Here is a 24,748-nt window from a genome sequence, read left to right as displayed (position 1 = left end):
GCGGTGGTTCGGCTGTTACGACGGGAAAGCGCGTGTCGTTGGGAGCATGGTGGTCGTGATCGAGATGACCGCTCGCCGTCGTTCGCCGTCGCCCCTCCTCAACCGGCTGCGCGACCGTTCGCCCGGACTGGCCGACGCCCTCGTGGGTGGCGCGGTCGCGGCGGGCCTGGGGCTCGCGTCGTTCGCCGTACCGGTGATGATGCTGTGGATCACCTCGCCGTATCCCGACAGCGGACCCGGCGGGGCCCTGCACGTGGCGGCGGCGCTGTGGCTCCTGGCGCACGGAGCCGAGCTGGTCCGCACCGACACGCTCTCCGGCGTGCCCGCCCCCGTGGGCGTACCGCCCCTGCTGCTCCTGGCACTGCCGGTCTGGCTGCTGCACCGGGCGGCCCGGGACACGGCGGACGGCGGGCCGGGGGACGGCGACAAGGGCTTCGAAGAGGAGGTCGAGGTCGTCGACGTGGTCGCGGGGCCGGCACCGGCCTCCGCCCGTACGGCGTGGGCGGGCGTCGTCCTCGGCTATCTCGCCGTCGCCGCGCCCGCCGCCCTGTACGCCGCCGGCGGCCCGCTGCGGCCGTCGTGGGTGTGGGTGGGGGTGTGGGTGCCGCTGGTCGCCGTCGTGGCGGCGGGGGCGGGTGTGTGGGCGGCGTACGGCCGTCCGGGCGGGCCGCTGCGGCGACTGCTGGACGTGCTGCCGGTGGGTGTACGGCCGCTGCTCCTCGGCCCGGACGGACGCCCCGGTGTCGCCACCCGGGCCGCGGCGGCCGGGCTCGCCGTGTTCCTCGGGGGCGGCGCTCTGCTGGTGGCCGTGTCGCTGGTGGGCCACGGTGCGACGGCCCACGAGGCTTTGCTCCGGCTGACGGAGGGCTGGTCGGGGCGGTTCGCGGTACTGCTGTTGTGTGCGGCCCTGGTGCCGAACGCGGCGGTGTGGGGCGCCGCCTACGCCCTCGGGCCCGGATTCGCCCTCGGTGCCGGGCACGTCGTCAGCCCTCTGTCCTCCGCACCGGCCCTGTTCCTGCCACCGTTTCCGCTGCTGGCGGCGGTGCCGGAGGCGGGTGAGGGGCGGCCGGTGCACTGGATGGCCGGAGTCGTGCCGGTGATCGCCGGGGTGGTGGTCGGCCGGGTCGTGGCGCGGGGAGCGGTCCTGGGGGAGCGCGGTGGGACGAGCCCGGGCCGCGGGCGGGGCGTCGTCTGGTCGGCGGGGCGCACCGCCCGTGCGGCCGCAGTGGCCGCGGTCCTGTGCGCGGCCCTGCTCACCGGTCTCGCCGCACTCTCGGGCGGCCCGCTCGGGGGCGCCGCACTGGCCCGCTTCGGACCGGTGTGGTGGCAGGTGGGGGCGGCGGCGCTGGCCTGGCTGCTGCTGGTGGCCGTCCCGACCGCGGTGGCCGTACGGGCCTGGCGGTGCCGGACGCCCGGGGTGGAGGGGTCGGCGGCCGGCAGGCAGCGGGAGCAGACGCCAGAAAAGAGGGCCCACCAGGGCCGGCGGCCGCGGAAGGGCTCAGGACTCGGCCACGGCTGGTTCACGCGCACCGGGCTCGCCCGGGCCGGCGAGACCGGCGCCTCGCGTACCGGGCGGGGTGCGAAAACGACGACCTCGAACGCCGCGCCGGACGAACCCTACGTCCCCTTCGCCCCCCTCGACCACGACGTCCTGTACGGCCACCGGGACCGGGACGACACCGGGTACGAACCGTACGACTTCCTGCCGACCGTCCCGCCCGGCGAGCCCCATGACGTCCCGCCGGACACCGAGGAACACCGGTGGAACGACTCAACAATCCGCCCGGACAGCACCCTGAATCCGGACGGCCCGTGAGGCAGCAGCGGGAACCGTCAGCCGTTCTTCCCCAGGAACCCCCGCAGCTCCTTCGGCAGAAGATCCGTGCAGGACTGCTTGGCCTGGTTGGTGAGGGCGTCGTTCATGCACGTGTAGTAGTCGCGGTAGACCAGCTGCGCCGTGAAGGTCGCGGCGACCAGGGTGATCGCCAGGGACGCCGTGACCAGGCCGCTCACCGCAGCCGTCGTCGGAGGGCGGCCCGGCTGCTCGGGGGCCGGGGAGTCGGGGTCGGCCCTGCGGGGCTTGGCGCGCAGGGAGCTGATGCCCCAGTAGAGGGCGAGCGCGCCGAGCAGCAGTGCCACGTAGGGCCAGCTGAAGAGGGCGAAGAAGAAGGCCCACATGCCCGACAGCAGGGCGTAGCGCGCGCGGCGCTGCGCGGGGTCCGCGGGGTCCCAGCGCGGGTTCTGGCCGCCCTTGGGGCCGCCCTGTCCCTGGGGGCCGCCGCGGGGGCGCTCGCCGAAGCCGCCGGGGGAGCGGCCGGGCTGCCGGTCGCTCCACTGACTGCCCCACGGAGAGCGGTCGCGCTCGTCGTCGTTCTGGGAGTCGTCGCCCGACGGGTGCCGTGGTTGCCAGGGCCGGTCCGGGGTGCCCTCGGGCGGCGGGGCGAAGGGGTTGTCGTCCTGGGATCCGCCAGTCCGCCCGTCACCGCCCGAAGGCGCGTCGGGCGGTGAGCTGGGGCGCTCCCGCAGCAGCACGCTGCCGCGCTCCCCTCCCTGTGCCGACAGCGGGGGGAACGTGAGGAGTCGCAGGCTGCGGTCCGGCATCAAGTGAGCGTCTTCCCGTTGGTGAGTAGGACTGAGCTGAGTGGGACTGAGTGGACAGGACTGCACGGTGTCGGATTCCGGGTCCGTCATCTCCTGAACGCACCACGTCCGGACGGCGTTCCCGAACCGGCACCGCCCAGACGCTACCTTCCGGCCACGCCCCCGTCCCGTGGGGGCCGCCCGGTGTGCCGGTATCGTTGCTGACGGTCGACCGGTTCGTAGGCTTCCCCGTATCCGGGGGCGCGAAGCATTCGTATGAATGCACAAAACGCCAGGGGTCGGCCGCCTGGACACAAGCTTCCCCGAGAAAGGCCCACCACCGTGGCCGCCAAGCCCGTGGCCCCGCGCGCCAAGCGCCTCGTCGTGCTGGTCTCCGGATCCGGCACCAACCTGCAGGCGCTGCTCGACGAGATCGCCGCCGTCGGCGCGCAGGCGTACGGGGCCGAGGTCGTGGCCGTCGGCGCCGACCGCGAGGGCATCGAGGGACTGGCCCGCGCCGAGCGCGCCGGACTGCCGACCTTCGTCTGCAAGGTCAAGGACCACGGCAGCCGCGAGGAGTGGGACGCCGCGCTCGCCGAGGCCGTCGCCGCGTTCGAGCCCGACCTCGTGGTCTCCGCCGGGTTCATGAAGATCGTCGGCAAGGAGTTCCTCGCGCGGTTCGGCGGACGGTTCGTCAACACCCACCCCGCCCTGCTGCCCAGTTTCCCGGGGGCCCACGGCGTGCGGGACGCGCTCGCGTACGGCGCCAAGGTCACCGGCTGCACCGTCCACTTCGTCGACGACGGCGTCGACACCGGACCGATCATCGCGCAGGGCGTGGTGGAGGTCCGGGACGAGGACGACGAGAGCGCTCTGCACGAGCGCATCAAGGAAGTCGAGCGAAGGCTGCTCGTCGAGGTCGTGGGGCGGCTCGCCCGCAACGGCTATCGCATTGAGGGACGAAAGGTAGTTATCCAGTGACCGCCGAGAGCAACAAGCGGCCCCTTCGCCGGGCGCTCGTCAGCGTCTACGACAAGACCGGGCTCGAGGAGCTCGCGCGCGGGCTCCACGAGGCCGGGGTCGAGCTCGTCTCCACCGGTTCCACGGCCGCGAAGATCGCCGCTGCCGGCGTCCCCGTCACCAAGGTCGAGGAGCTCACCGGCTTCCCCGAGTGCCTGGACGGCCGCGTCAAGACCCTGCACCCCCGGGTCCACGCCGGCATCCTCGCCGACCTGCGCCTGGAGGACCACCAGCGGCAGCTCGCCGAGCTGGGTGTCGAGCCGTTCGACCTCGTCGTGGTCAACCTCTACCCGTTCCGCGAGACCGTCGCCTCCGGCGCCTCGCCCGACGAGTGCGTGGAGCAGATCGACATCGGCGGGCCGTCGATGGTCCGGGCGGCCGCCAAGAACCACCCTTCGGTCGCGGTCGTCACCAGCCCGGCCCGGTACGCCGACGTCCTCAAGGCCGTGCAGAGCGGCGGCTTCGACCTCGCCACCCGCAAGCGGCTCGCCGCCGAGGCCTTCCAGCACACGGCCGCCTACGACGTCGCCGTCGCCTCCTGGTTCGCCTCCTCCTACGCGCCGGTCGACGAGTCGCCGTTCCCCGACTTCCTCGGCGCCACCTGGGAGCGCGAGCACACCCTGCGCTACGGCGAGAACCCGCACCAGCCGGCCGCCCTCTACGTCTCGACAGCATCGATGAGCGGCTCCGCCGCGGGCGGCGGCCTCGCCGAGGCCGAGCAGCTGCACGGCAAGGAGATGTCGTACAACAACTACACGGACACGGACGCCGCCCGCCGTGCCGCGTACGACCACGCCGAGCCGGCCGTCGCGATCATCAAGCACGCCAACCCCTGCGGTATCGCGATCGGCGCGGACGTCGCCGAGGCGCACCGCAAGGCGCACGCCTGTGACCCGCTGTCGGCGTTCGGCGGTGTGATCGCCGTCAACCGGCCGGTCAGCAAGGAGATGGCCGAGCAGGTCGCGGAGATCTTCACCGAGGTCATCGTCGCGCCGGACTACGAGGACGGCGCCCTGGAGGCCCTCACCAAGAAGAAGAACATCCGGGTGCTGCGCTGCCCCGACGGGCCCTCCGCCCCGGTCGAGGTCAAGCCGATCGACGGCGGCGCGCTGCTTCAGGTCACCGACCGGCTGCAGGCCGACGGCGACGACCCGGCCAACTGGACGCTGGCGACCGGTGAGGCGCTGAGCGCCGAGGAGCTGGCGGAACTCGCCTTCGCGTGGAAGGCCTGCCGGGCGGTGAAGTCCAACGCGATCCTGCTCGCCAAGGACGGCGCCTCGGTCGGCGTCGGCATGGGCCAGGTCAACCGCGTCGACTCCTGCAAGCTGGCGGTGGAGCGGGCCGGGGAGGAGCGGGCCCGGGGCTCGTACGTCGCGTCCGACGCGTTCTTCCCGTTCCCCGACAACATCGACGTCCTGGGGGCCGCGGGCGTCAAGGCCATCGTGCAGCCCGGCGGTTCGGTCCGTGACGAACTGGTCGTGGAGGCCGCGCAGAAGGCCGGTATCACCATGTACTTCACCGGCACGCGCCACTTCTTCCACTGACGCCGGTGCCGCACGCCGATGCCGTACCGGGGGCGCTCCTGGCGCTTCCGGTACGGCATCACGTCGTCACCGCTTGAGCCGACAAGGTGTCGTTCCCGAACCGGCCGGCGGGCGGGGCGGGTTTCGTAGGGGTCCTGGTGGGTCAGCGTCAGTTCTTGATGACCATCGTGCTCGCGGCCTTGTCGTGCCAGCCCTGCTGGCGGCCCGACTTGTCCCAGAACGGGGACAGATAGACCAGGAGCTGGCCGATGCCGCAGAGGAAGCTGCCGACCATCGGGATGATCCAGCGGATGAACGAGGAGCCCAGGCCGGGCTTCTGGCCGGTGTCCACCTTCACGACGCGCAGGCCGACGGCGAGCTTGCCGAGGGTGGCGCCCACCAGACCGGTCATCAGCCACTCGTAGAGCAGGCCCACGAGCGCGAGGACACCGATCACGGCGCCGAACGAGGCCGCGATGCTCGAGCTGGCGTCGTTGATGCAGGTGTTGTAGTCGGCGGCGGACGGGTCGCAGTCCTGCGCCGCGCCGATGGAACCGGCGACGCCGATGGCGGCCAGGATGAAGTAGATGACGCCGAAGACCACGCCGTCGATCAGGCGGGCGCCCAAGCGTCGGCCCATCGAGGCCACGTTGGGGACGCCGGGCCCGCCCGGGTAGCCGCCCGGCCCCTGGGGGTAGCCGTAGCCCTGCTGCGGCGGCACGCCCTGCGGGGCCTGGGGGTAGCCGTAGCCGGGCTGCCCCTGCGGGGCGCCCTGCTGGGGGTAGCCGTAACCGGGCTGCGGTGCCTGGGGGTAGCCGGGCTGCTGGCCCTGGGGATAACCGGGCTGCTGGCCCTGCGGGGGGCCGTACGGGTTGTTGGGATCGCCGAAACTCATGGCGGTGTTTCCTCCGTTGACGGGGACGACGCGCGGCACGTTCGGAGGAAAGGTTCACTTATGCGGTTCGTCCCCCCGGCACTGCCCGCGGCACTGCGCCGTTCATCGTTCTTTAGGTCCGGCTTATTTGTCCAGCGGCGCTCACTATGTGTTGTGCAAGTGCAACATCGTCGATCATGGATGGATACGGGCCGACTGATGTCCCGGATGCCGCCGGGGCCCCGGATTGGATCCACGGGCAGGTCTCCGCGAGGATGGGTCCCATGACCGCCCAGATTCTCGATGGCAAGGCCACCGCAGCCGCGATCAAGTCCGATCTGACCGCCCGCGTGGCGGCGCTGAAGGAGAAGGGCGTCACGCCCGGCCTCGGCACGATCCTGGTCGGGGACGACCCCGGCAGTCAGAAGTACGTCGCCGGCAAGCACCGCGACTGCGCGCAGGTCGGCATCGCCTCCATCCAGCGCGAGCTGCCCGCCACCGCCACGCAGGAGGAGATCGAGGCGGTCGTGCGCGAGCTGAACGAGGACCCGGCCTGCACGGGTTACATCGTCCAACTGCCGTTGCCCCGGGGCATCGACGAGAACCGCATCCTCGAGCTGATGGACCCGGACAAGGACGCGGACGGACTGCACCCGATGAACCTCGGGCGCCTGGTCCTCAACGAGCCGGCCCCGCTCCCCTGCACCCCCAACGGCGTCCTCACCCTCCTCCGCCAGTACGGCGTGGAGATCAAGGGCGCCGAAGTCGTGGTCGTCGGACGTGGCGTGACCATCGGCCGCCCGATGCCGCTGCTGCTCACGCGCCGCAGCGAGAACGCGACCGTGACCCAGTGCCACACTGGCACGCGCGACCTGTCGGCGCACCTGAAGCGCGCGGACATCATCGTCGCCGCGGCCGGTTCCGCCCATCTGATCCGCGCCGAGGACGTCAAGCCGGGCGCGGCCGTCCTCGACGTCGGTGTCTCCCGCAGTGCCGAGGGCAAGATCGTGGGCGACGTCCATCCCGACGTGGCCGAGGTCGCCGGCTTCATCTCCCCGAACCCCGGCGGGGTCGGCCCGATGACCCGCGCCCAGCTGCTCGTCAACGTGGTCGAGGCGGCGGAGCGCAGTGTCGGCTGAGCGGAACGCCGCGGGCGCCGGGAGCACCCCGGGCGGCCGGAGCACTCCGAGCGCGGCGCAGGGCGCGCAGAGCACGGAGGCCGCCCGGAGCGCCGGGGCCGCGCAGGGAACTCCGAGCACCAGAACCGCGCACGCCGGGACCGCGCAGAGCACCCAGAGCCTCCGGAGCGCTGCCGGTCGCGGGGGCGCTCAGGACGGGCAGGCCGCCTCGGATCCCTCGGATGCCCCCGACGCCCCGGATGGCCCGGACGTCCCGGAGGCCCAGGAGGCCCCCGAGGATCTCACCGTCCGGGATCCCGTCAGCGCTCCCGATGCCGAGGGGCGGCCGCGGCGGGTCACTCGGCGGTTTCCGCTGTTCACCAAGGACACCGCGCGACCCGAGGGCGGTGGCCGGGCGGCGTCCGAGCACGCGCCCGCACCGGCCCGGCAGTGGCCCGTGCTCGCCGTGCTGGGGCTGGTCGGACTCGGGCTGCTGGTGACCGCGTTCGGGCAGTTCCGGATCGGGACGCTGATGATCGGTGTCGCACTGCTGGGCGGTGGCGCGCTGCGCTGGCTGCTTCCGGACGTCGGCATGCTCGCCGTCCGCTCCCGCTTCACGGACATCGTCACGTACGCCGTGCTGGGCCTGGTGATCGTCATGCTGGCGCTGATGGCACAGCCCGAGCCCTGGCTACGGCTCCCGTTCCTGAAGGACACGCTGCACTTCACCGTCACGAACGAATGAGCTAACGGTGGTCCGTCCCCTCCCCCGAGGGAGGACGGACCACCGTCACGCCCCACCCTCGTGGACCGCGAACGTCCTGCTCAACGCCTGTCAGTACGCTGTGGCACGGAAGTGACAGTTCCGGAACGTCCCCTGCCTGATTCCGCACAAAGTGGTGCGACAAGGGGAGTGGCGTGGACAATCGGGACGGTCCAGGGTGTATCGCGCGCGGTCACCACGCTTCTGTGCGCCCCTCGTCAGGGAACTGAGATCCTGAGTGTGCGCATCCCTGTGGGTAGCCAGAACGGGGACTCGGCCAAGGCCGCCGGCGCGCGGGGCGAACAGCGCGGGAAATAACAGCACGAACCGGGGGGAAGAGGGGGGAAGCAATGCCTCGTTGGAAGGCCTTGCCGGATGAGCTCGATCCGCAGATCAGGGAGTTCACCAGCCAGTTGCGCAGGCTCGTGGACCGCAGCGGTCTGAGCATCGCGTCGGTGGCGGACCGCACGGGATACAGCAAGACGTCCTGGGAGCGCTATCTGAACGGCCGGCTGCTCGCGCCCAAGGGCGCGATCGTCGCCCTGGCCGAGGTCACCGGGACCAACCCGGTGCACCTGACCACCATGTGGGAGCTCGCCGAGCGCGCCTGGAGCCGCTCGGAGATGCGGCACGACATGACGATGGAGGCCATACGGATCTCCCAGGCGCGTGCCGCGCTCGGGGAGTTCGGCGGGCAGGACTTCGGCGGCGGCTCGTCCGGCTCCCAGGGAGAGGGCAGATCGGCCTCCGCGGGCGGCGGCAAGCCGGCCCGCCGGATCGGCAGTGCCACGGTCACGCCGGGCATCGCGGGCCCGGCCGGCGTCTCCCCGACGGTGCCACCGCAGCCGACCGCCCCCGAGGTGCAGGACTCCACCACGGGCGGTGCGCGGGAGGACGGCGGCCGGGCCGGCGCGACCGAGGTCAACTCGTGGGGGCTGGCCGGGTACAAGGGCCCGTCGCCCACAGGCCGACGGGATACGGGGTCCGGCAGCGGCTCCGGCAGCGGCACGGGCACCGAGACCGGTTCGGGGCCCAAGACCTCCGCCGGGGCGCCCGGCGGTCCTGCCCCGGCGCGAGGTGCCGGGGCGGGCTCCTACGGCGCTCCGCCGCAGGACGCCGTTCCGGCCGGGGCCTCCGGGGCCTCCGGCGGCTCGGGCGCGCAGCGGCGGACCACGACGTTCCTCGCGGGTGTCGTGGGCGTGCTCGTCGTGATCGCCGGTGCGTTCTACCTCACCGGCGGCGGAGGGGACGACGAGGCCAAGGGCCCCGCCAAGTCCCCGTCGCCGAGCGCCACCACCGACCCGAACCTGCCGCCCGGCGTGAAGTGCAGCGGAGACAGCTGCACCGGCAAGGACGCGGAGGCCATGGGGTGCAGCGGTGACCTGGTGACCACGGCGCGGACGGCGACGGTCGGCGCCACGACGGTCGAAGTCCGCTACAGCGAGACCTGTAAGGCGGCCTGGGGACGCATCACCCAGGCGGCACAGGGCGACGAGGTCCGGATCAGCGCGGGCAAGGCGAAGCAGACCGGCAGCATCACCGAGGCCGGGGACGCGATCGCGTACACCCCGATGGTGGCCGTGAAGAACGCCGCCGACGCCAAGGCCTGCGCGACGCTCGCGGCCGGCGGGCAGGGCTGCACAGGGTAGCCGGAGGAACCCGGCCCGTCCGGTCGGGTGACGAAATCCGGAAGGGGGAGGCATGCCCCCCGGAATCTGGGGCAGGCGGACGGTACCCCCACGGGAGTCCGGCACGGTCGGTATCCCCTCAGGCGGCCGCCTCGTCCCCCTCTCCCGGACGGGCGGCCGCCTCTTGTGCGCACGGGACGCGAGGGGGAACAGGTTGTGGGCTGGGCCACACCGACCTGGCCGTACGGAATCCCGGATGCGCGATAGCCTGACCGCCGGGTCGATCTCTTGATGCCAAGAGATCGATCAAATGTCCGGGGCAGGGACGCCCCTACCGCCAGCTGTCATACGGAGAACGCCATGACCCGCACTCCCGTGAACGTCACCGTCACCGGCGCGGCCGGCCAGATCGGTTACGCCCTGCTCTTCCGCATCGCCTCCGGTCAGCTGCTCGGCGCGGACGTGCCGGTGAAGCTGCGCCTGCTGGAGATCACGCCCGCCCTGAAGGCGGCCGAGGGTACGGCCATGGAGCTGGACGACTGCGCGTTCCCGCTCCTGCAGGGCATCGACATCACGGACGACCCGAACGTCGCCTTCGACGGCACGAACGTGGGCCTGCTCGTCGGCGCCCGGCCCCGCACCAAGGGCATGGAGCGCGGTGACCTGCTGGAGGCCAACGGCGGCATCTTCAAGCCGCAGGGCAAGGCCATCAACGACCACGCCGCGGACGACGTCCGGGTCCTGGTCGTCGGCAACCCGGCCAACACCAACGCCCTCATCGCGCAGGCCGCCGCGCCCGACGTACCGGCCGAGCGGTTCACCGCGATGACCCGCCTGGACCACAACCGCGCCCTGACCCAGCTCGCCAAGAAGACCGGCTCCACGGTCTCCGACATCAAGCGGCTCACCATCTGGGGCAACCACTCCGCCACCCAGTACCCGGACATCTTCCACGCCACGGTCGCCGGCAAGAACGCCGCCGAGGTCGTGAACGACGAGAAGTGGCTGGCCGAGGACTTCATCCCGACCGTCGCCAAGCGCGGCGCCGCCATCATCGAGGCCCGCGGCGCCTCGTCGGCCGCCTCCGCCGCCAACGCCGCCATCGACCACGTCCACACCTGGGTCAACGGCACCGCCGAGGGCGACTGGGTCTCCATGGGCATCCCGTCGGACGGCTCCTACGGCGTCCCGGAGGGCCTGATCTCCTCCTTCCCGGTCACCTGCAAGGACGGCAAGTACGAGATCGTCCAGGGCCTGGAGATCAACGAGTTCTCCCGCGCCCGGATCGACGCGTCCGTCAAGGAGCTCGAGGAGGAGCGCGAGGCGGTCCGCGGTCTCGGCCTGATCTGAGAGTCGTCCGACCGGAGACTCTCCGCGTTCCCGCGCAGGCTCCGTACCGGCCCCGGCCGGTACGGAGCCTGCGGCTTTACCGGGCGCGGACCCTCCGTTTTGCGGGCGGTTTGTCCATGTTTGCCCGCATGTTCAGTGACGCTGCGCACTTTCAGCCATGGATTGCGCATGCAACCGGGCGCCCCGGGCAGGCGAACTCGGTCTCCTGGGTGACACGTCTGTGACACGGGGGCGCTGAACAGGAACGGAAGGGCAATTACCGATCATGGCGGAAAGTACCGAACTTCAGGCGCGTAAAACCATCCACGCGGGAGGAGAATGGCGCGCGGCCGTCTCCGGCGCCACGCGTGAGATTCTCGACCCCGCGGACGCCCTGCCCTTCGCCGTGATCGCGGAGGGTGACGAGAAGGACACCGACCTGGCGGTCGCCGCCGCCCGGCAGGCCTTCGACGAGGGCGAGTGGCCGCGCACCCCCGTCGCCGAGCGGGCCGCGCTGCTGCGCCGCGTCGCCGACCTGCTGGTCCGTGACCGCGAGCGGCTCGGCCGGCTGGAGGCCCAGGACGCGGGCAAGACCGTCGAGGAGGGCCGTGTCGACATCGACTGTGTCGCCGACGCCTTCCGCTACTTCGCCGACCTGGTCGCGGGCGAGGCTCCCGGCCGCGTCGTGGACGCGGGCTCGACCGACATCCACAGCGTCGTCGTGCACGAGCCCGTCGGCGTCTGCGCGATGATCACGCCCTGGAACTACCCGCTGCTCCAGGCCAGCTGGAAGGTGGCCCCGGCCCTCGCGGCCGGCAACACCTTCGTCATCAAGCCGAGCGAGATCACCCCGATGACGACCATCGCGCTGATCGAGCTGCTCGTCGAGGCCGGGCTGCCCGCCGGTGTAGCCAACATCGTCACCGGCCCCGGACACTCGGTCGGCGCCCGGCTCTCCGAGCACCCCGATGTCGACCTGATCTCCTTCACCGGCGGCCTGGTCAGCGGCACCAAGGTGGCCCAGGCCGCCGCGCCCGGCGTCAAGAAGGTCGCCCTCGAACTCGGCGGCAAGAACCCCAACGTCGTCTTCGCCGACGCCTGCGCCACCGAGGAGGGCTTCGACACCGCCGTCGACCAGGCCCTCAACGCCGCCTTCATCCACAGCGGCCAGGTCTGCTCGGCCGGCGCCCGCCTCATCATCGAGGAGTCGGTCCGGGACCGCTTCGTCGCCGAACTGGCCCGCCGTGCCGAGAAGATCCGGCTCGGCCGCGGCACCGAGGACGGCGTCGAGTGCGGCCCGCTGGTCTCCGAGCAGCAGCGCGCCAAGGTCGAGATGTACGTCGAGTCCGCCCTCAAGGAGGGCGCGGTGCTGCGCTCCGGCGGCAAGCGCCCCGAGCCGTCCCCGCAGCGTCCGGAGAACGGCTACTTCTACGAGCCGACCGTCCTCGACCACTGCCACCGCGAGATGCGCGTCGTGCGGGAGGAGGTCTTCGGGCCGGTCGTCACCGTCGAGACCTTCCGCACCGAGGACGAGGCCGTCGCCCTCGCCAACGACACCGAGTACGGGCTCGCGGGCGGTGTCTGGACCGCCGACGCGGGCCGCGCCCGCCGCGTGGCCGGCCGGCTGCGTCACGGCACCATCTGGATCAACGACTTCCACCCCTATCTGCCGCAGGCGGAGTGGGGCGGCTTCGGCAAGAGCGGAGTGGGCCGGGAGCTCGGCCCGGCCGGACTCGCCGAGTACCGGGAGACCAAGCACGTCTACCAGAACCTCGCCCCGAAGCCGGTGCGCTGGTTCGCGGGCTGAGCCCCCCGGCCCGGGCTGACCTCCCCCCGGCCCGGGCCGTTCCCCGCCCTCCCTTTCGAGCTCGACCACTTCATCCCCACGGGAGCAAGCAAGTCATGTCCCACACCAGCCACGAGTACGACTATGTCGTGATAGGCGGCGGAACCGCAGGTTCCGTGATCGCCTCCCGCCTGACCGAGAACCCCGACGTCACCGTCGCCGTCATCGAGGGCGGCCCCAGCGACGTCGGCCGTGACGACGTGCTGACCCTGCGCCGCTGGATGGGCCTGCTCGGCGGCGAACTCGACTACGACTACCCCACCACCGAGCAGCCACGCGGAAATTCGCATATCCGGCACAGCCGGGCCCGTGTGCTGGGCGGCTGCTCCTCGCACAACACCCTGATCGCCTTCAAGCCCCTGCCCGCCGACTGGGACGAGTGGGAGGCCGCCGGAGCCAAGGGCTGGGGCGCGGTCCAGATGGAGGCGTACTTCGCGCGCCTGCTCAACAACATCGTCCCCGTCGACGAGCAGGACCGGAACGCCATCGCCCGCGACTTCGTCGACGCGGCCCAGGCGGCGCTCAACGTGCCTCGCGTGGAGGGCTTCAACCAGAAGCCGTTCACCGAGGGCGTCGGCTTCTTCGACCTCGCCTACCACCCCGAGAACAACAAGCGGTCCTCGGCGTCGGTGGCGTACCTGCACCCCGTGATGGACGAGCGCCCCAACCTGACGATCCTGCTGGAGACCTGGGCGTACAAGCTCCAGCTCGACGGCGACCGCGCCGAGGGCGTCCACGTGCGCACCAAGGACGGCGAGGAGATCCTCGTCAAGGCACGCAACGAGGTCCTGCTGTGCGCCGGCGCCGTCGACTCGCCCCGGCTGCTGATGCACTCCGGCATCGGCCCCAAGGCGGACCTGGAGCAGCTCGGCATCCCCGTCACGCACGACCTGCCCGGCGTCGGCGAGAACCTGCTCGACCACCCCGAGTCGGTCATCGTGTGGGAGACCAACGGCCCCATCCCGGAGAACTCGGCGATGGACTCGGACGCGGGTCTGTTCGTGCGCCGCGACCCCGAACTGCCGCACCCCGACCTGATGTTCCACTTCTACCAGATCCCGTTCACGGACAACCCGGAGCGACTGGGCTACCAGCGGCCGGAGTTCGGCGTCTCCATGACCCCGAACATCCCCAAGCCGAAGAGCCGCGGCCGGCTCTACCTGACCAGCGCCGACCCCGAGGCCAAGCCCGCCCTGGACTTCCGCTACTTCACCGACGAGGACGACTACGACGGCCGCACCCTCGTCGACGGCATCAAGATCGCCCGCGAGATCGCCAAGACCGAGCCGCTGGCCGGCTGGCTCAAGCGCGAGGTGGCCCCCGGCCCGGACGTCACCGGCGACGAGGAGCTCAGCGAGTACGCCCGCAAGGTCGCGCACACCGTCTACCACCCGGCCGGCACCTGCAAGATGGGCGCCGCCGACGACCAGCTGGCCGTCGTCGACCCCGAGCTGCGCATCCGCGGCCTGGAGGGCATCCGCATCGCCGACGCCTCCGTGTTCCCGACCATGACCACCGTCAATCCGATGATCGGCGTGCTCATGGTCGGGGAGAAGGCCGCCGAGCTGATCGGTGGTGCTGCCAAGTGACCGCGACCCTCGAACCTCCCACGGAGCAGACCATGGACGACACCACACCCGTCTTCTCGGTGGAGGGCCTGTGGAAGGTGTTCGGCCCCAAGGCCGACCGCGTCCCCGCCGACCCCGAGCTGACCTCCCTCGACCAGGCCGAGCTGCGCTCCCGCACCGGCTGCACCGCCGCCGTCCGGGACGTCACCTTCGACGTCCGCAAGGGCGAGGTCTTCGTCGTCATGGGCCTGTCCGGCTCCGGCAAGTCCACGCTGGTGCGCTGTCTGACCCGGCTGATCGAGCCGACGGCCGGCACCATCGCCATCGACGGCGAGGACGTCCGCGCCATGGACCGTTCCCGGCTGCGCGAACTGCGCCGCCACCGCGCCGCGATGGTCTTCCAGCACTTCGGCCTGCTGCCGCACCGCACGGTCCTCGACAACGTCGCCTACGGCCTGGAGATCCAGGGCATGGGCAAGGCCGAGCGGCGTGAGAAGGCCGCCGAGGTCGTCACCAAGGTCGGCCTGGAAGGCATGGAGCACCGCCGACCCGGCCAGCTCTCCGGCGGTCAGCGCCAGCGCGTGGGCCTCGCCCGCGCCCTCGCCGTCGACCCCGAGGTCCTGCTCTTCGACGAGCCGTTCAGCGCGCTCGACCCGCTCATCCGGCGCGAGATGCAGGAGGAAGTGATCCGGCTGCACCGCGACGAGGGCCGCACGATGGTCTTCATCACCCACGACCTCCAGGAGGCCCTGAAGCTGGGCGACCGCATCGCCCTGATGCGTGACGGCCGGGTCGTGCAGCTCGGCACACCCGAGGAGATCGTCGGCTCGCCCGCCGACGACTACGTCCGCGAGTTCGTCCGGGACGTCCCGCGCGAGCAGGTCATGACCGTCCGCACGGCCATGCGCAGCCCCTCCGCCGACCAGAACGGCAGCGGACCGGCGGTCGCGCCCGACGCGACGGTCTCCGAGGCCATCGAGGCGGTCGCCCGCGCCGGCGCGCCGGCCCGTGTCGTGGACAAGGGCCGCTGCGTCGGCGTGGTCGACTCCGACACCCTCCTCGGAGTCGTCGCCGGAACGGAGCAGCCCGCCCCGCCGGGGACGGAGCAGCCCAAGGAGGCGGTGTGATGGCGACCATCACCGCGAACCCGCCGCGCGTCGGCCTGCCCGGACTGCTGAAGAACCGGGCCGTCCAGAAGCTTCTCCTGCTGGCCGTCGCGGCGGCGATCCTCGTCCCGCTGGCCAGTGCCCGCTGGGCCAGCGGCAGCTGGCCGGGCGCGCTGACCGTCGACCTCTCCGAGCCGCTCGCCAAGACCAGCGACTGGATCATCGACAACCGCGACAGCCACCCGCTGTTCCTCTACTTCTTCGGCCACGTCAGCAATGTCGTCGTCATCGCCGTACGGGCCGTCTACCTCACCCTCCTCGCCCTCGGCTGGGCGGGCGTCACCGCACTCGGCGCCCTGGTCGCCTGGCGCGTGGCGGGCGTGAAGCTGGCGCTCGGCACGGCCGTCGCGTTCCTCGCCTGCGGCGTGCTCGGCATGTGGGTGCCGACCATGCAGACCCTCGCCCTGATGGTCGTCGCGGTCCTCGCGTCGGTCGTGGTCGGCCTGCTGCTCGGACTGGCCGCCGGGCTGTCCGACCGGATGGACCGCGTCCTGCGCCCGGTGCTGGACACCATGCAGGTGCTGCCCGCCTTCGCCTACCTGCTGCCGGTCGTGCTGGTCTTCGGCATCGGCGTCCCGGCGGCCGTCCTGGCCACCGTCATCTACGCCGCCCCGCCGATGGCCCGCCTGACCTCGCTGGGCCTGCGCGGCGCCGACAAGGAGGTGCTGGAGGCCGTCGAGTCGCTCGGCGCCACCGCACGCCAGCGCCTGCTGACCGCCCGGATCCCGCTGGCCCGCAAGGAACTGCTGCTCGGCGTCAACCAGACGATCATGATGGCGCTGTCCATGGCCGTCATCGCGGCCGTCATCGGCGCGGGCGGTCTCGGTGACCGCGTCTACCAGGCGCTGGCCTCGGTCGACGTCGGTGCCGCGCTCGCCGCCGGTATCCCGATCGTGCTGCTGGCCGTCGTCCTCGACCGCGTCACGGGCGCGGCGGGAGAGCGGCTCGGCGCCGAACCGGAACCCCGCAGCGGCCTCGGCTGGCTGTTCGCGCTCGTCGGCGTCGTCGCCGTGGCGGTCGCCGGGCGGCTCGCGGGCCGGCTCGACTGGCCCGAGGCCTGGGTCGTCGGCATCGCCGAGCCGGTCAACCGCGCGGTCGACTGGATGACCGCGCACCTGTACTCGGGCGTCCCCGTCGTGGGCGGCACCGCCGACTGGGCGGGCCACTTCACCACCTGGGTCCTCGACCCGGTGCGCGACGGCCTGCAGGGGCTGCCCTGGTGGTCGGTGCTGCTGATCGTCGCCGCCCTGGCCTGGGTCATCGGCACCTGGCGCACCGCGCTCACCGCCGTCCTCGCCATGGCCGCGATCGGCGTTCTCGGCGTCTGGAAGCCGTCCCTGGACACCCTCTCCCAGGTCCTGGCGGCCGTTGCCGTCACCCTGGTCGTCGGCTTCGCCGTCGGCATCGCCGCGGCCCGCAGCGACCGCCTGGAGCGGGCGCTGCGACCCGTCCTGGACGTCTTCCAGACGATGCCGCAGTTCGTGTACCTGATCCCGGTCGTCGCCCTGTTCGGCGTCGGCCGCGCCCCGGCCGTCGCGGCCGCGATCGTCTACGCCCTGCCGGCCGTCGTCCGGATCACCACCCAGGGCCTGCGCCAGGTCGACCCGGCCGCGCTGGAATCCTCCAGTTCGCTCGGCGCGACCAGCTGGCAGCAGCTGAGGCAGGTACAGCTCCCGCTGGCCCGCCCGGCGCTGCTGCTCGCCGTCAACCAGGGCCTCGTGCTGGTCCTCGCCGTCGTCGTCATCGGCGGCCTGGTCGGCGGTGGCGCACTCGGCTACGACGTCGTCTTCGGCCTCGCCCAGGGCGACCTGGCGACCGGTCTGGTGGCCGGCGGCGCGATCGTCTGCCTCGGCCTGATGCTCGACCGGGTGACCCAGCCCACCGAACGCCGCGCGAAGAAGGGAGCGTGACATGCGAGTCCGCAAGACGGCCGTGATCGCCGCGGCGAGCTCCCTGGCGCTGCTCACCGGCTGCGGCGCCGCCGACATGACCAAGCAGGCCTCGCCCTTCGCCAACGCGCAGGGGGCCAAGACGGTGACGCTGTCCGTGCAGTCCTGGGTGGGCGCCCAGTCCAACGTGGCCGTCGCCCAGTACATCCTGGAGCACGAGCTCGGCTACCGCGTCGACACCGTCCAGGTGGACGAGGTGCCCGCCTGGGACGCCCTCAGCCAGGGCCGCGTCGACGCGCTCCTGGAGGACTGGGGCCACCCCGAGCAGGAACAGCGGTACGTCAAGGACAAGAAGACGATCGCGCGCGGCGGCGAACTCGGCGTCACCGGCCACATCGGCTGGTTCGTCCCGACGTACCTCGCCAAGAAGCACCCGGACATCACCAACTGGAAGAACCTCAACAAGTACTCCCACCTGTTCCGCACCCCGGAGAGCGGCAGCAAGGGCCAGCTGATGGACGGTTCGCCGTCCTACGTCACCAACGACAAGGCGCTGGTGAAGAACCTGAAGCTGGACTACCAGGTGGTGTTCGCCGGCTCCGAGGCTGCGCAGATCACCCAGATCAGGCAGTTCGCCAAGGAGAAGAAGCCCTTCCTCACCTACTGGTACTCGCCGCAGTGGCTCTTCAAGAAGGTCCCCATGACCGAGGTGAAGCTGCCGCCGTACAAGGAGGGCTGCGACGCCGACCCGGAGAAGGTCGCCTGCGCCTACCCGCACACGCCGCTGCAGAAGTACCTCAACGCGGACTTCGCGAAGAAGGGCGGCGAGGCGGCGGCCTTCCTGAAGCAGTTCAAGTGGACGACCGAGGACCAGAACGAGGTCTCCCTGATGATCGCCGAGCAGAAGATGACGCCGGAGGAGGCGGCGAAGAAGTGGGTGGACAGCCACAAGTCCACGTGGAAGAAGTGGCTGTCCTGAGCGTCCCTACCGTCGCAGGCCGGCGGCGATCTCCCGCAGTGCGCGGGTGGCCCGCCGCTGGAGCCCCGGCCCGAAGGTGATCCGGGTGGCCCCTCGCACGCCGAGTTCGGCGGGCGAGGGGCCCTCGTCCGTCAGGGCCTCCACGTTGATCGGGCCCTCGATGGCGGCCCGCAGCAGCGGCAGCACGTCCGGCGGCGCGCCGATCGGGTACACGCAGTCGGCCCCGGCGGCGACGTACAACGCGGCCCGCTCGATGGCCCGTTCGGGATCGGCGACCCCGCGGGCGAAGGTGTCCACGCGCGCGTTGACGAAGAGCCGGTCACCCGCCGCCTGACGCACCTCGGCCAGCCAGTCGGCGTGCCTGTGCGGGTCCTTCAGCACCCCCTCCTCGGAGTCCTCCAGGTTGCATCCCACCGCCCCCGTCTCCAGCAGCCGCTCCACCAGTTCCTTCGGCGCCAGCCCGTAACCGCCCTCGACATCCGCCGACACCGGCACGTCGACGGCCCGGACGATCCGCGTGACCGCCGCGAACATCTCGTCGGCCGGGACCTGCCCGTCCTCGTACCCGAGGGAGGCGGCGACCCCGGCGCTGGGCGTCGCGAGCGCCGGGAACCCGGCCTCGGCGAACACCCGGGCACTGGCCGCGTCCCACGGGCCGGGCAGGACCAGCGGGTCGCCGGGCGCCCGGTGGTGGTGCAGAGCGCGGAAAACGTCGGCTTTGCTCATGGCGTGTACCCCCCTGGTGGAATGCGGCGGCTGACCATCACACGGTTCCAGTTGTTGATGGCGACGATCAGCCCTACAAGATGGGCGAGTTCGGCGTCACCGAAATGCTGGGCGGCCGTCTCGTAGACCTCGTCGGGCACGAGACACTCGGTCAGCACGGTCACGGCTTCCGTCAGGGCCAGCGCGGCCCGCTCCCGCTCGTCGAAGAGGTCCTCGGCCTCCTCCCACGCGGCCAGCAGGCCGAGCTTCCGCTCGCTCACCCCGTACTGGCGAGCGATCGTGAGATGCATGTCGAGGCAGAACGCGCAGTGGTTGAGTTGCGAGGCGCGGATCACCACGAGTTCGGCCAGGGCCGGATCACCGAGGCCCTTCGTCGCGACCGCGCTGAGGCTGGACATGGCCCGGCCGACCGCCGGATCCAGCAGCCGCGTCCGTCGCGTCACTTGTACTGGCCGGGCTGGTAGTGCCCCGGCGCCATGCGGCAGGTCACCCCGAACCGGTTCCACGCGTTGATCACGGTGATCGCGGCGATCAGCTGCGCCAGCTCGGCCTCCTCGAAGTGGTGCGCGGCCTTCGCGTACACCTCGTCCGGCACGAAACCGTCCGTCAGGACCGTCACGGCCTCCGTCAGTTCCAGCGCGGCGAGTTCCTTCTCGGTGTAGAAGTGCCGCGACTCGTCCCAGGCGCTGAGCTGCATGATCCGCTCGACGCTCTCGCCGTCCGCGAGGGCGTCCTTGGTGTGCATGTCGATACAGAAGGCGCAATGGTTGATCTGGGAGGCGCGGATCTTCACCAGCTCGTACAGCGTGTGGTCGAGGCCCTGCCGGGCGGCGGTCTCCAGCCGGATCATCGCCTTGTAGACCTCGGGCGCGTGCTTGGCCCACTCCAGGCGGGCGGGCTGCTCGGCGGCGTACTCCACGGTGGCCGTGGTCGTCGTGTCATCCGGAAGCGTCGTCATGTCCTCGACCCTAGAAGCGAAGCAGCCCAGGAGTATGGTCCATTTCCATGGCGGAACCTTGGGCCACTTTCGGGGTCGACCTGCACGTGGAGCCGACCGGGCCGGGCCTGCGCAGGGGGCTGACCGACGCCCTGCGCGAGGCGGTCCGATCCGGCCGGCTGGCCCCCGGCACCCGGCTGCCGTCCTCCCGAGCGCTCGCCGCCGACCTGGGCATCGCCCGCAACACGGTCGCCGACGCCTACGGCGACCTGGTCGCCGAGGGCTGGCTCACGGCCCGGCAGGGCTCCGGGACCCGGGTCGCCGGGAGGACGGTCGTCCCGCCGGCCGGCGCCGTACCCCACCCGCGAGAACCCGCCCGCCCCGCCTACGACCTGCGCCCCGGCAGCCCCGACCTCAGCTCCTTCCCGCGTGCGGAGTGGCTCAGGGCCGCCCGCCGCGCCCTCACCGCCGCCCCGTCCCACGCGCTGGACTACGGCGACCCCCGCGGGCGTCCCGAACTGCGGGCCGCGCTCGCCGGCTACCTCTCCCGGGCCCGGGGTGTACGCACCGACCCCGAACGGATCGTGGTGTGCGGTGGGTTCGCACACGGTCTGAAGCTGCTCGGCTCGGTTTTGCGATCGCGCGGCGCACGGACGGTCGCGGTCGAGTCGTACGGCCTCGACGTGCACTGGAGGATCCTGGCCGCGTCGGGCCTGCACATCACGCCGCTGCCCTTCGACCGACTGGGCACCGACCCGGGCGAGCCGGCCGGCGCCGACGCGGTTCTGCTCACCCCCGCCCACCAGTTCCCCATGGGCATGCCCCTGCACCGCGACCGCCGGGCCGCCGTCGTGGACTGGGCACGCCGCACCGGCGGGCTGGTGCTGGAGGACGACTACGACGGTGAGTTCCGCTACGGCCGTCAGCCCGTGGGCGCGCTCCAGGGCCTGGACCCCGACCGGGTGGTCCACCTGGGCACCGCCAGCAAGTCCCTCGCCCCCGGCCTGCGGCTGGCCTGGATGGTGCTGCCGCCGGGCCTCGCCCAGGAGGTCGCCGCGGCGAAGGGCGGCGTCGACACCTGCGGGGTGCTGGACCAGCTGACCCTGGCCGAGTTCCTCACCTCCGGGGCCTACGACCGGCATGTCCGCACGGCCCGGCTGCGCTACCGGCGCCGCCGGGACGCCCTGGTCGCCGCCGCGGCGGCCCGGGCCCCCGAGGTCCGCGTCACCGGCATCGCGGCCGGTCTGCACGTCCTGCTGCGGCTGCCGCCCGGCACGGAGCAGTCGGTGGTCCAGGCGGCCCACTGGCGGGGTCTCGCGCTCCACGGACTCACCCGCTACACCCACCCCTCCGCGCGGGCCACGCCGCTCGACGCCCTGGTCGTCGGATACGGGACACCACCGGACCACGCCTGGTCGGGAGCGCTGGACGCGCTGTGCGCGGTACTGCCCGGATAATCGCGCGAATTCCCTTCCGGAACGAGATCGGGCGGATAAAGTCACCGCATGAGCGAAAGCCCTTCCATATCCCGTGTCGCGTTGAAGAAAATCACCCCCGACGTCTCCGCCGCAATGGGCTCCCTGCACGCCTCCGCCGTTTCCGCGGCCCAGGAAGCCAAACTCGAACCAGAACTGCTGGAACTCGTCAGGATCCGCGCCTCGCAGATCAACGGCTGCGCGTTCTGCCTCGACACGCACACCAGGGACGCCCGCGCCCAGGGCGAGACGGAGCAGCGCATCTACACCCTGAACGCCTGGCGGGAGACACCCTTCTTCACCGCTCGCGAGCGCGCGGCACTGTCGTTGACCGAGGCGGTGACCCTCGTGCACGACGGTCACGTCCCCGACGCGGTCTACGCCGAGGCGGCCGAGGTCTTCGACGAGAACCAGATCGCGGCACTGATCTGGGCGGCCACCGTCATCAACGCGTACAACCGGATCGCGATAGCGACGCGAATGGTTCCGAAAAACTGAGAGAAAAACGGAAAGCGCGCCGGGTCGATTCCTTTCGGCCCGGCGCTTCCCTTTCTCAGTATGTGCGCCCCGCGACGGCCGGTGCCCCGTGCCGGGGGCCGTACGGCGCGTGCTCCAGCCACGATCCGCACCACGGCAGCACCGGTGCCAGGGCCGCCGCCGCACGCTGCCTGGCCTTCACGATCCGGCGATGCGGCCGCAGATGGTCCAGGGCGGCTCCGGCGGCGGCGCTGTTGAACAGGGCCGCCGCGCGCCGCACCGAGGCGAACCCGTCGACCGCCTCGCCGGTTCCCGCGGCGATCGCCTCGGCGGCGGCCGCCGCGTCCGCGATCCCGCTGTTCATCCCGCGCGCCCCGAACGGTGGGAAGAGATGCGCCGCCTCGCCCGCCAGCAGCACCCGCCGGTGCGGATCGGTGAACGAGGCCGCCACCTTGCGCAGGAAGCGGTATGTCGACACCCACAGGATCCGCTCGCCGTAGCCGTCCCCGACGACCGCGGGCAGCCAGCGGCGCACGGCTTCCTCGGTGCCGTACTCCTCCTGCCGGTCGTCGTCCCGGCACTGGAGGTCCACCTGGAAGCCCCCGGTGAACGGCACCCGCATCACACTGCGCCCGCCGACCCCGGGATGCTCGTAATGGAACACCCGTTCCAGCGGCAGTTCGGCGCCCGGCAGGTCGGCCACGTCCACGACGACGTGGAAACCCTCGCCGTGCGTGCCCTCCATGGCGATGCCCAGCTCCCGCCGGACCGCCGAGCGGGCCCCGTCGGCGGCGACCACGAACGCTCCCGTCCACACCCGCCCGTCCTCACTCGTCAGCCGGACTTCCGTCTCGGTGGCGCGTACGCCCGTCACGCGCGAACCCCACACGAACTCCACCCCGGCCCGATCGCAGGCCGCGCGCAGGAACCGCTCGGTGTCCGTCTGGCGCAGGCTGGTGAAGGGCGGTGGACCGGACGGCGGGGGGAAGGTGCGGGCGTACACCTCACGACCCCGGTAGAGGGTGCGCCTGGTGTGCCAGGTCCGTCCGTACGAGGTGATCTCGGCGGCCAGCCCGGGCCGCATGGCGTCGAGCAGGCCGAGGGTCTCGCGGTGCACGAACAGGGCCCGGCTGCCGGGCCGTTCCCGGTCGTCGGGGTCGGCCTCCAGCAGTACCACCGGCAGCGCGTGCGCCCGCAGCGCGAGGGCCGCCGACAGGCCCACCGGTCCGGCGCCCACGACCAGGACCGGGGTCATGCCCGCACACCCGCCCTGTCGCTCTCGGTGAGCATCCGGGCGATCTCCACCCGCTTCACCTTCCAGGTCGCGGTCATCGGCAGGTCCTCGAAGCGCCACTGCCGCGGCTCGGCCATCGCCGGCAGCCCGGCCGTGGCCCTCCGCCAGCGCTCCGGGTCCAGGGGCCGCTCGCCGCGCACGCACACCACCGGCACCGGCTCGCGGTCCGCGCCCGGCACGATGACGACCTCCCGCAGCTCCTCGAGACGGGACATCAACGCGTCCTCGACCTCCAGGTTGCTGTGCACCGCGTCGATCCGGTCGATCTCCCGGTCGATCAGGTACAGGGCGCCCAGGCGGCTCCGGTAGCCCAGGTCGCCCATCTCCCACCAGCCGTCGGTGAGCTGACGCTCGTAGCGCTCCGGCATGCCGAGGTAGGTGAGGATCCGGCCCCGGGTGCGGGCCTCGATCCGGCCCGGGGTGCCGGGCGGAACCCGTCGGCCCTCGGCGTCGGTGACCCGGACCCGGGTGAAGCCGGGTATCCCGAACCCGACCCGGCGGCCGTCCGCCCGGGAGGCGCTGCTCCGGGTCACCACCTGGAACGCCACCGGGCCGGTCTCGCTCTGCCCGTACAGCTGGAGCAGCCAGGGCGTGCGGCGCCGCGACGCGTCCAGCAGGCGCCGTACGGTGCGCGGATGGATCGCGTCGAACGTGGAGCCGTAGGACCGGACCCGGGAGAGCGGGGCCCCGGGCGCGTCGGCCAGCTCCTCCCACAGCACGAACGTGTTGGGGTGCGTCTCCACGATGCCGGGCCGGTGCCGGACCAGCAGTGGGCCCACGGCGGCCGGGTCCGGGTCGGTGATCAGCACGAGGGGGCTGCCGAAGTGCAGCAGGACGCCCAGCAGATGGTAAAAGCGCGAGTGCACGAACGACATGTGCAGTGCCGCGGGCTCACCCCGGGTGGGCCAGCCCATCGCCTGCTGCGGCACGAGCCGGTTCCACATGGTGCGCGGGCAGTGCACGGCCAGCTTGGGCACGCCGGTGGTGCCCGAGCTGTGGGTGATCAGCGCGGGTTCGCGGGGGTGGAGCCGCACGGGCGGGGGCGGTTCGGCGCCCGCGTACTTCGAAAGGGGCTCCGCACGGGGCGTGTCGTCCACGGACAGCGTCCGGCGCACCAGCCCGGACAGGGCGACCTCGCGCAGTCCCTCCAGTGTGGCGCGGTCGGTGACCAGCCACGGTCTGCGCAGCCGTCTCAGGAGCTGCCCGGCCACGTCCGGGGCCAGCGTCGGCGACAGCAGCACCGGCACGGCGCCGATCCGGGAGAGGGCACAGGTCAGCAGCATGATGTCGACGTTGTCCGCCTTGTGCACGACGACCTGCTCCGAGGGCCGCACCCCGGCCTCCCACAACCGGCCGGACAGGTCGTCGACCAGGTCGGCCAGCACGGTGTAGCTCAGGTCGACGCCGAGAGCGGGGGCGACGTCCAGCGGCCGGTCCAGGGTGACGAAGACGGCGCCGTGCCGGTCGGCAGCCCTCCGGAAGACGGGTCCCAGGTAGAAGCCGCGGTCGGCGAGCAGGGGCTGCGACTGTCGCATGTGGCCGTTCCTTTCCGTGGT

21 protein-coding genes are annotated in these 24,748 nt (G+C 72.1%); 14 read left to right on the top strand and 7 right to left on the bottom strand.

Features of this window, described 5'->3' with window-relative positions:
* Positions 1–46 precede the first annotated feature (46 nt).
* Positions 47–1,816, top strand: coding sequence for a DUF6350 family protein (locus tag IE97_RS38270; protein WP_030233484.1), 1,770 nt, complete (start codon positions 47–49; stop codon positions 1,814–1,816).
* 17 nt (positions 1,817–1,833) lie between these two features.
* On the opposite strand, the gene IE97_RS0107675 is transcribed toward IE97_RS38270, so the two are convergent.
* Positions 1,834–2,601, bottom strand: coding sequence for a hypothetical protein (locus IE97_RS0107675; protein WP_030233480.1), 768 nt, complete (start codon positions 2,599–2,601; stop codon positions 1,834–1,836).
* Positions 2,602–2,922: 321 nt separating this feature from the next.
* Here IE97_RS0107675 and purN point away from each other — a divergent pair, with 321 nt between their 5' ends.
* Both purN and purH read left to right on the top strand, forming a co-directional pair.
* Positions 2,923–3,561, top strand: coding sequence for a phosphoribosylglycinamide formyltransferase (purN, locus tag IE97_RS0107670; protein WP_030233476.1), 639 nt, complete (start codon positions 2,923–2,925; stop codon positions 3,559–3,561).
* A complete protein-coding gene (gene purH, locus IE97_RS0107665; protein WP_030233473.1) occupies positions 3,558–5,144 on the top strand; it encodes a bifunctional phosphoribosylaminoimidazolecarboxamide formyltransferase/IMP cyclohydrolase in 1,587 nt (528 codons plus the stop codon). Before purN ends, purH begins: the two co-directional genes overlap by 4 nt.
* 148 nt (positions 5,145–5,292) lie before the next feature.
* Here the strand turns inward: purH and IE97_RS0107660 are convergent, their stop codons facing one another.
* Positions 5,293–6,018: an RDD family protein gene (locus tag IE97_RS0107660; protein ID WP_030233470.1), complete on the bottom strand. Its 726-nt coding sequence runs from the start codon at positions 6,016–6,018 to the stop codon at positions 5,293–5,295.
* A gap of 263 nt (positions 6,019–6,281) precedes the next feature.
* On the opposite strand from IE97_RS0107660, the gene IE97_RS0107655 reads away from it, so the two are divergent.
* The 9 genes from IE97_RS0107655 (at position 6,282) to IE97_RS0107615 (ending at position 18,283) form a co-directional block, all read left to right on the top strand.
* Positions 6,282–7,136, top strand: a complete 855-nt coding sequence (locus tag IE97_RS0107655; RefSeq protein WP_030233466.1) for a bifunctional methylenetetrahydrofolate dehydrogenase/methenyltetrahydrofolate cyclohydrolase — start codon at positions 6,282–6,284, stop codon at positions 7,134–7,136.
* Positions 7,126–7,860 carry a DUF3017 domain-containing protein gene (locus IE97_RS42815; RefSeq protein ID WP_078603124.1) on the top strand — a complete coding sequence of 245 codons (735 nt, stop codon included), beginning with the start codon at positions 7,126–7,128 and terminating at the stop codon, positions 7,858–7,860. Before IE97_RS0107655 ends, IE97_RS42815 begins: the two co-directional genes overlap by 11 nt.
* Before the next feature lie 386 nt (positions 7,861–8,246).
* Entirely contained in the window at positions 8,247–9,527 is a 1,281-nt protein-coding gene (locus tag IE97_RS0107645) for a helix-turn-helix domain-containing protein (protein WP_234310447.1), read from the top strand.
* A gap of 339 nt (positions 9,528–9,866) precedes the next feature.
* Entirely contained in the window at positions 9,867–10,856 is a 990-nt protein-coding gene (locus IE97_RS0107640; protein ID WP_030233453.1) for a malate dehydrogenase, read from the top strand.
* A gap of 265 nt (positions 10,857–11,121) precedes the next feature.
* A complete protein-coding gene (locus tag IE97_RS0107635; protein WP_030233449.1) occupies positions 11,122–12,642 on the top strand; it encodes an aldehyde dehydrogenase family protein in 1,521 nt (506 codons plus the stop codon).
* A 95-nt stretch (positions 12,643–12,737) separates the two neighbouring features.
* The gene (locus IE97_RS0107630; RefSeq protein ID WP_030233446.1) at positions 12,738–14,270 is read left to right on the top strand and encodes a GMC family oxidoreductase; all 1,533 of its coding nucleotides are present in this window, start codon (positions 12,738–12,740) and stop codon (positions 14,268–14,270) included.
* 32 nt (positions 14,271–14,302) lie between these two features.
* Entirely contained in the window at positions 14,303–15,376 is a 1,074-nt protein-coding gene (locus IE97_RS0107625; RefSeq protein WP_051704894.1) for a quaternary amine ABC transporter ATP-binding protein, read from the top strand.
* Entirely contained in the window at positions 15,376–17,325 is a 1,950-nt protein-coding gene (locus IE97_RS0107620; RefSeq protein WP_030233440.1) for an ABC transporter permease, read from the top strand. The genes IE97_RS0107625 and IE97_RS0107620 overlap by 1 nt, the downstream gene beginning before the upstream one ends.
* A 1-nt stretch (position 17,326) precedes the next feature.
* Positions 17,327–18,283, top strand: a complete 957-nt coding sequence (locus IE97_RS0107615; RefSeq protein WP_030233437.1) for an ABC transporter substrate-binding protein — start codon at positions 17,327–17,329, stop codon at positions 18,281–18,283.
* A 6-nt stretch (positions 18,284–18,289) separates the two neighbouring features.
* Here IE97_RS0107615 and IE97_RS0107610 read toward each other — a convergent pair whose 3' ends face one another.
* Genes IE97_RS0107610 through IE97_RS0107600 form a run of 3 tightly spaced genes read right to left on the bottom strand, consistent with a single transcriptional unit; the run spans position 18,290 to position 19,967 of the window.
* The gene (locus IE97_RS0107610; protein ID WP_030233433.1) at positions 18,290–19,009 is read right to left on the bottom strand and encodes an isocitrate lyase/PEP mutase family protein; all 720 of its coding nucleotides are present in this window, start codon (positions 19,007–19,009) and stop codon (positions 18,290–18,292) included.
* Positions 19,006–19,452 (bottom strand): carboxymuconolactone decarboxylase family protein, encoded by a 447-nt coding sequence (locus IE97_RS0107605; protein WP_030233430.1) that lies wholly within the window; start codon positions 19,450–19,452, stop codon positions 19,006–19,008. The genes IE97_RS0107610 and IE97_RS0107605 overlap by 4 nt, the downstream gene beginning before the upstream one ends.
* The gene (locus IE97_RS0107600) at positions 19,449–19,967 is read right to left on the bottom strand and encodes a carboxymuconolactone decarboxylase family protein (RefSeq protein WP_030233428.1); all 519 of its coding nucleotides are present in this window, start codon (positions 19,965–19,967) and stop codon (positions 19,449–19,451) included. The genes IE97_RS0107605 and IE97_RS0107600 overlap by 4 nt, the downstream gene beginning before the upstream one ends.
* Before the next feature lie 47 nt (positions 19,968–20,014).
* Here IE97_RS0107600 and IE97_RS0107595 point away from each other — a divergent pair, with 47 nt between their 5' ends.
* The gene (locus IE97_RS0107595; protein ID WP_030233426.1) at positions 20,015–21,403 is read left to right on the top strand and encodes a PLP-dependent aminotransferase family protein; all 1,389 of its coding nucleotides are present in this window, start codon (positions 20,015–20,017) and stop codon (positions 21,401–21,403) included.
* Positions 21,404–21,451: 48 nt separating this feature from the next.
* Positions 21,452–21,919 (top strand): carboxymuconolactone decarboxylase family protein, encoded by a 468-nt coding sequence (locus IE97_RS0107590; protein ID WP_030233424.1) that lies wholly within the window; start codon positions 21,452–21,454, stop codon positions 21,917–21,919.
* Between the two features lie 55 nt (positions 21,920–21,974).
* Here the strand turns inward: IE97_RS0107590 and IE97_RS0107585 are convergent, their stop codons facing one another.
* Both IE97_RS0107585 and IE97_RS0107580 read right to left on the bottom strand, forming a co-directional pair.
* Positions 21,975–23,153, bottom strand: a complete 1,179-nt coding sequence (locus tag IE97_RS0107585) for an FAD-dependent monooxygenase (protein WP_030233421.1) — start codon at positions 23,151–23,153, stop codon at positions 21,975–21,977.
* Positions 23,150–24,727 (bottom strand): class I adenylate-forming enzyme family protein, encoded by a 1,578-nt coding sequence (locus IE97_RS0107580; protein WP_030894725.1) that lies wholly within the window; start codon positions 24,725–24,727, stop codon positions 23,150–23,152. The genes IE97_RS0107585 and IE97_RS0107580 overlap by 4 nt, the downstream gene beginning before the upstream one ends.
* Positions 24,728–24,748 lie beyond the last annotated feature (21 nt).

Origin of the sequence: Streptomyces sp. NRRL S-455 (assembly GCF_000717875.1) — a bacterium.
GTDB lineage: Bacteria > Actinomycetota > Actinomycetes > Streptomycetales > Streptomycetaceae > Streptomyces.
The sequence above is the reverse complement of the archived record's forward strand: the minus strand, read 5'-3'. Positions and strand labels throughout refer to the sequence as shown.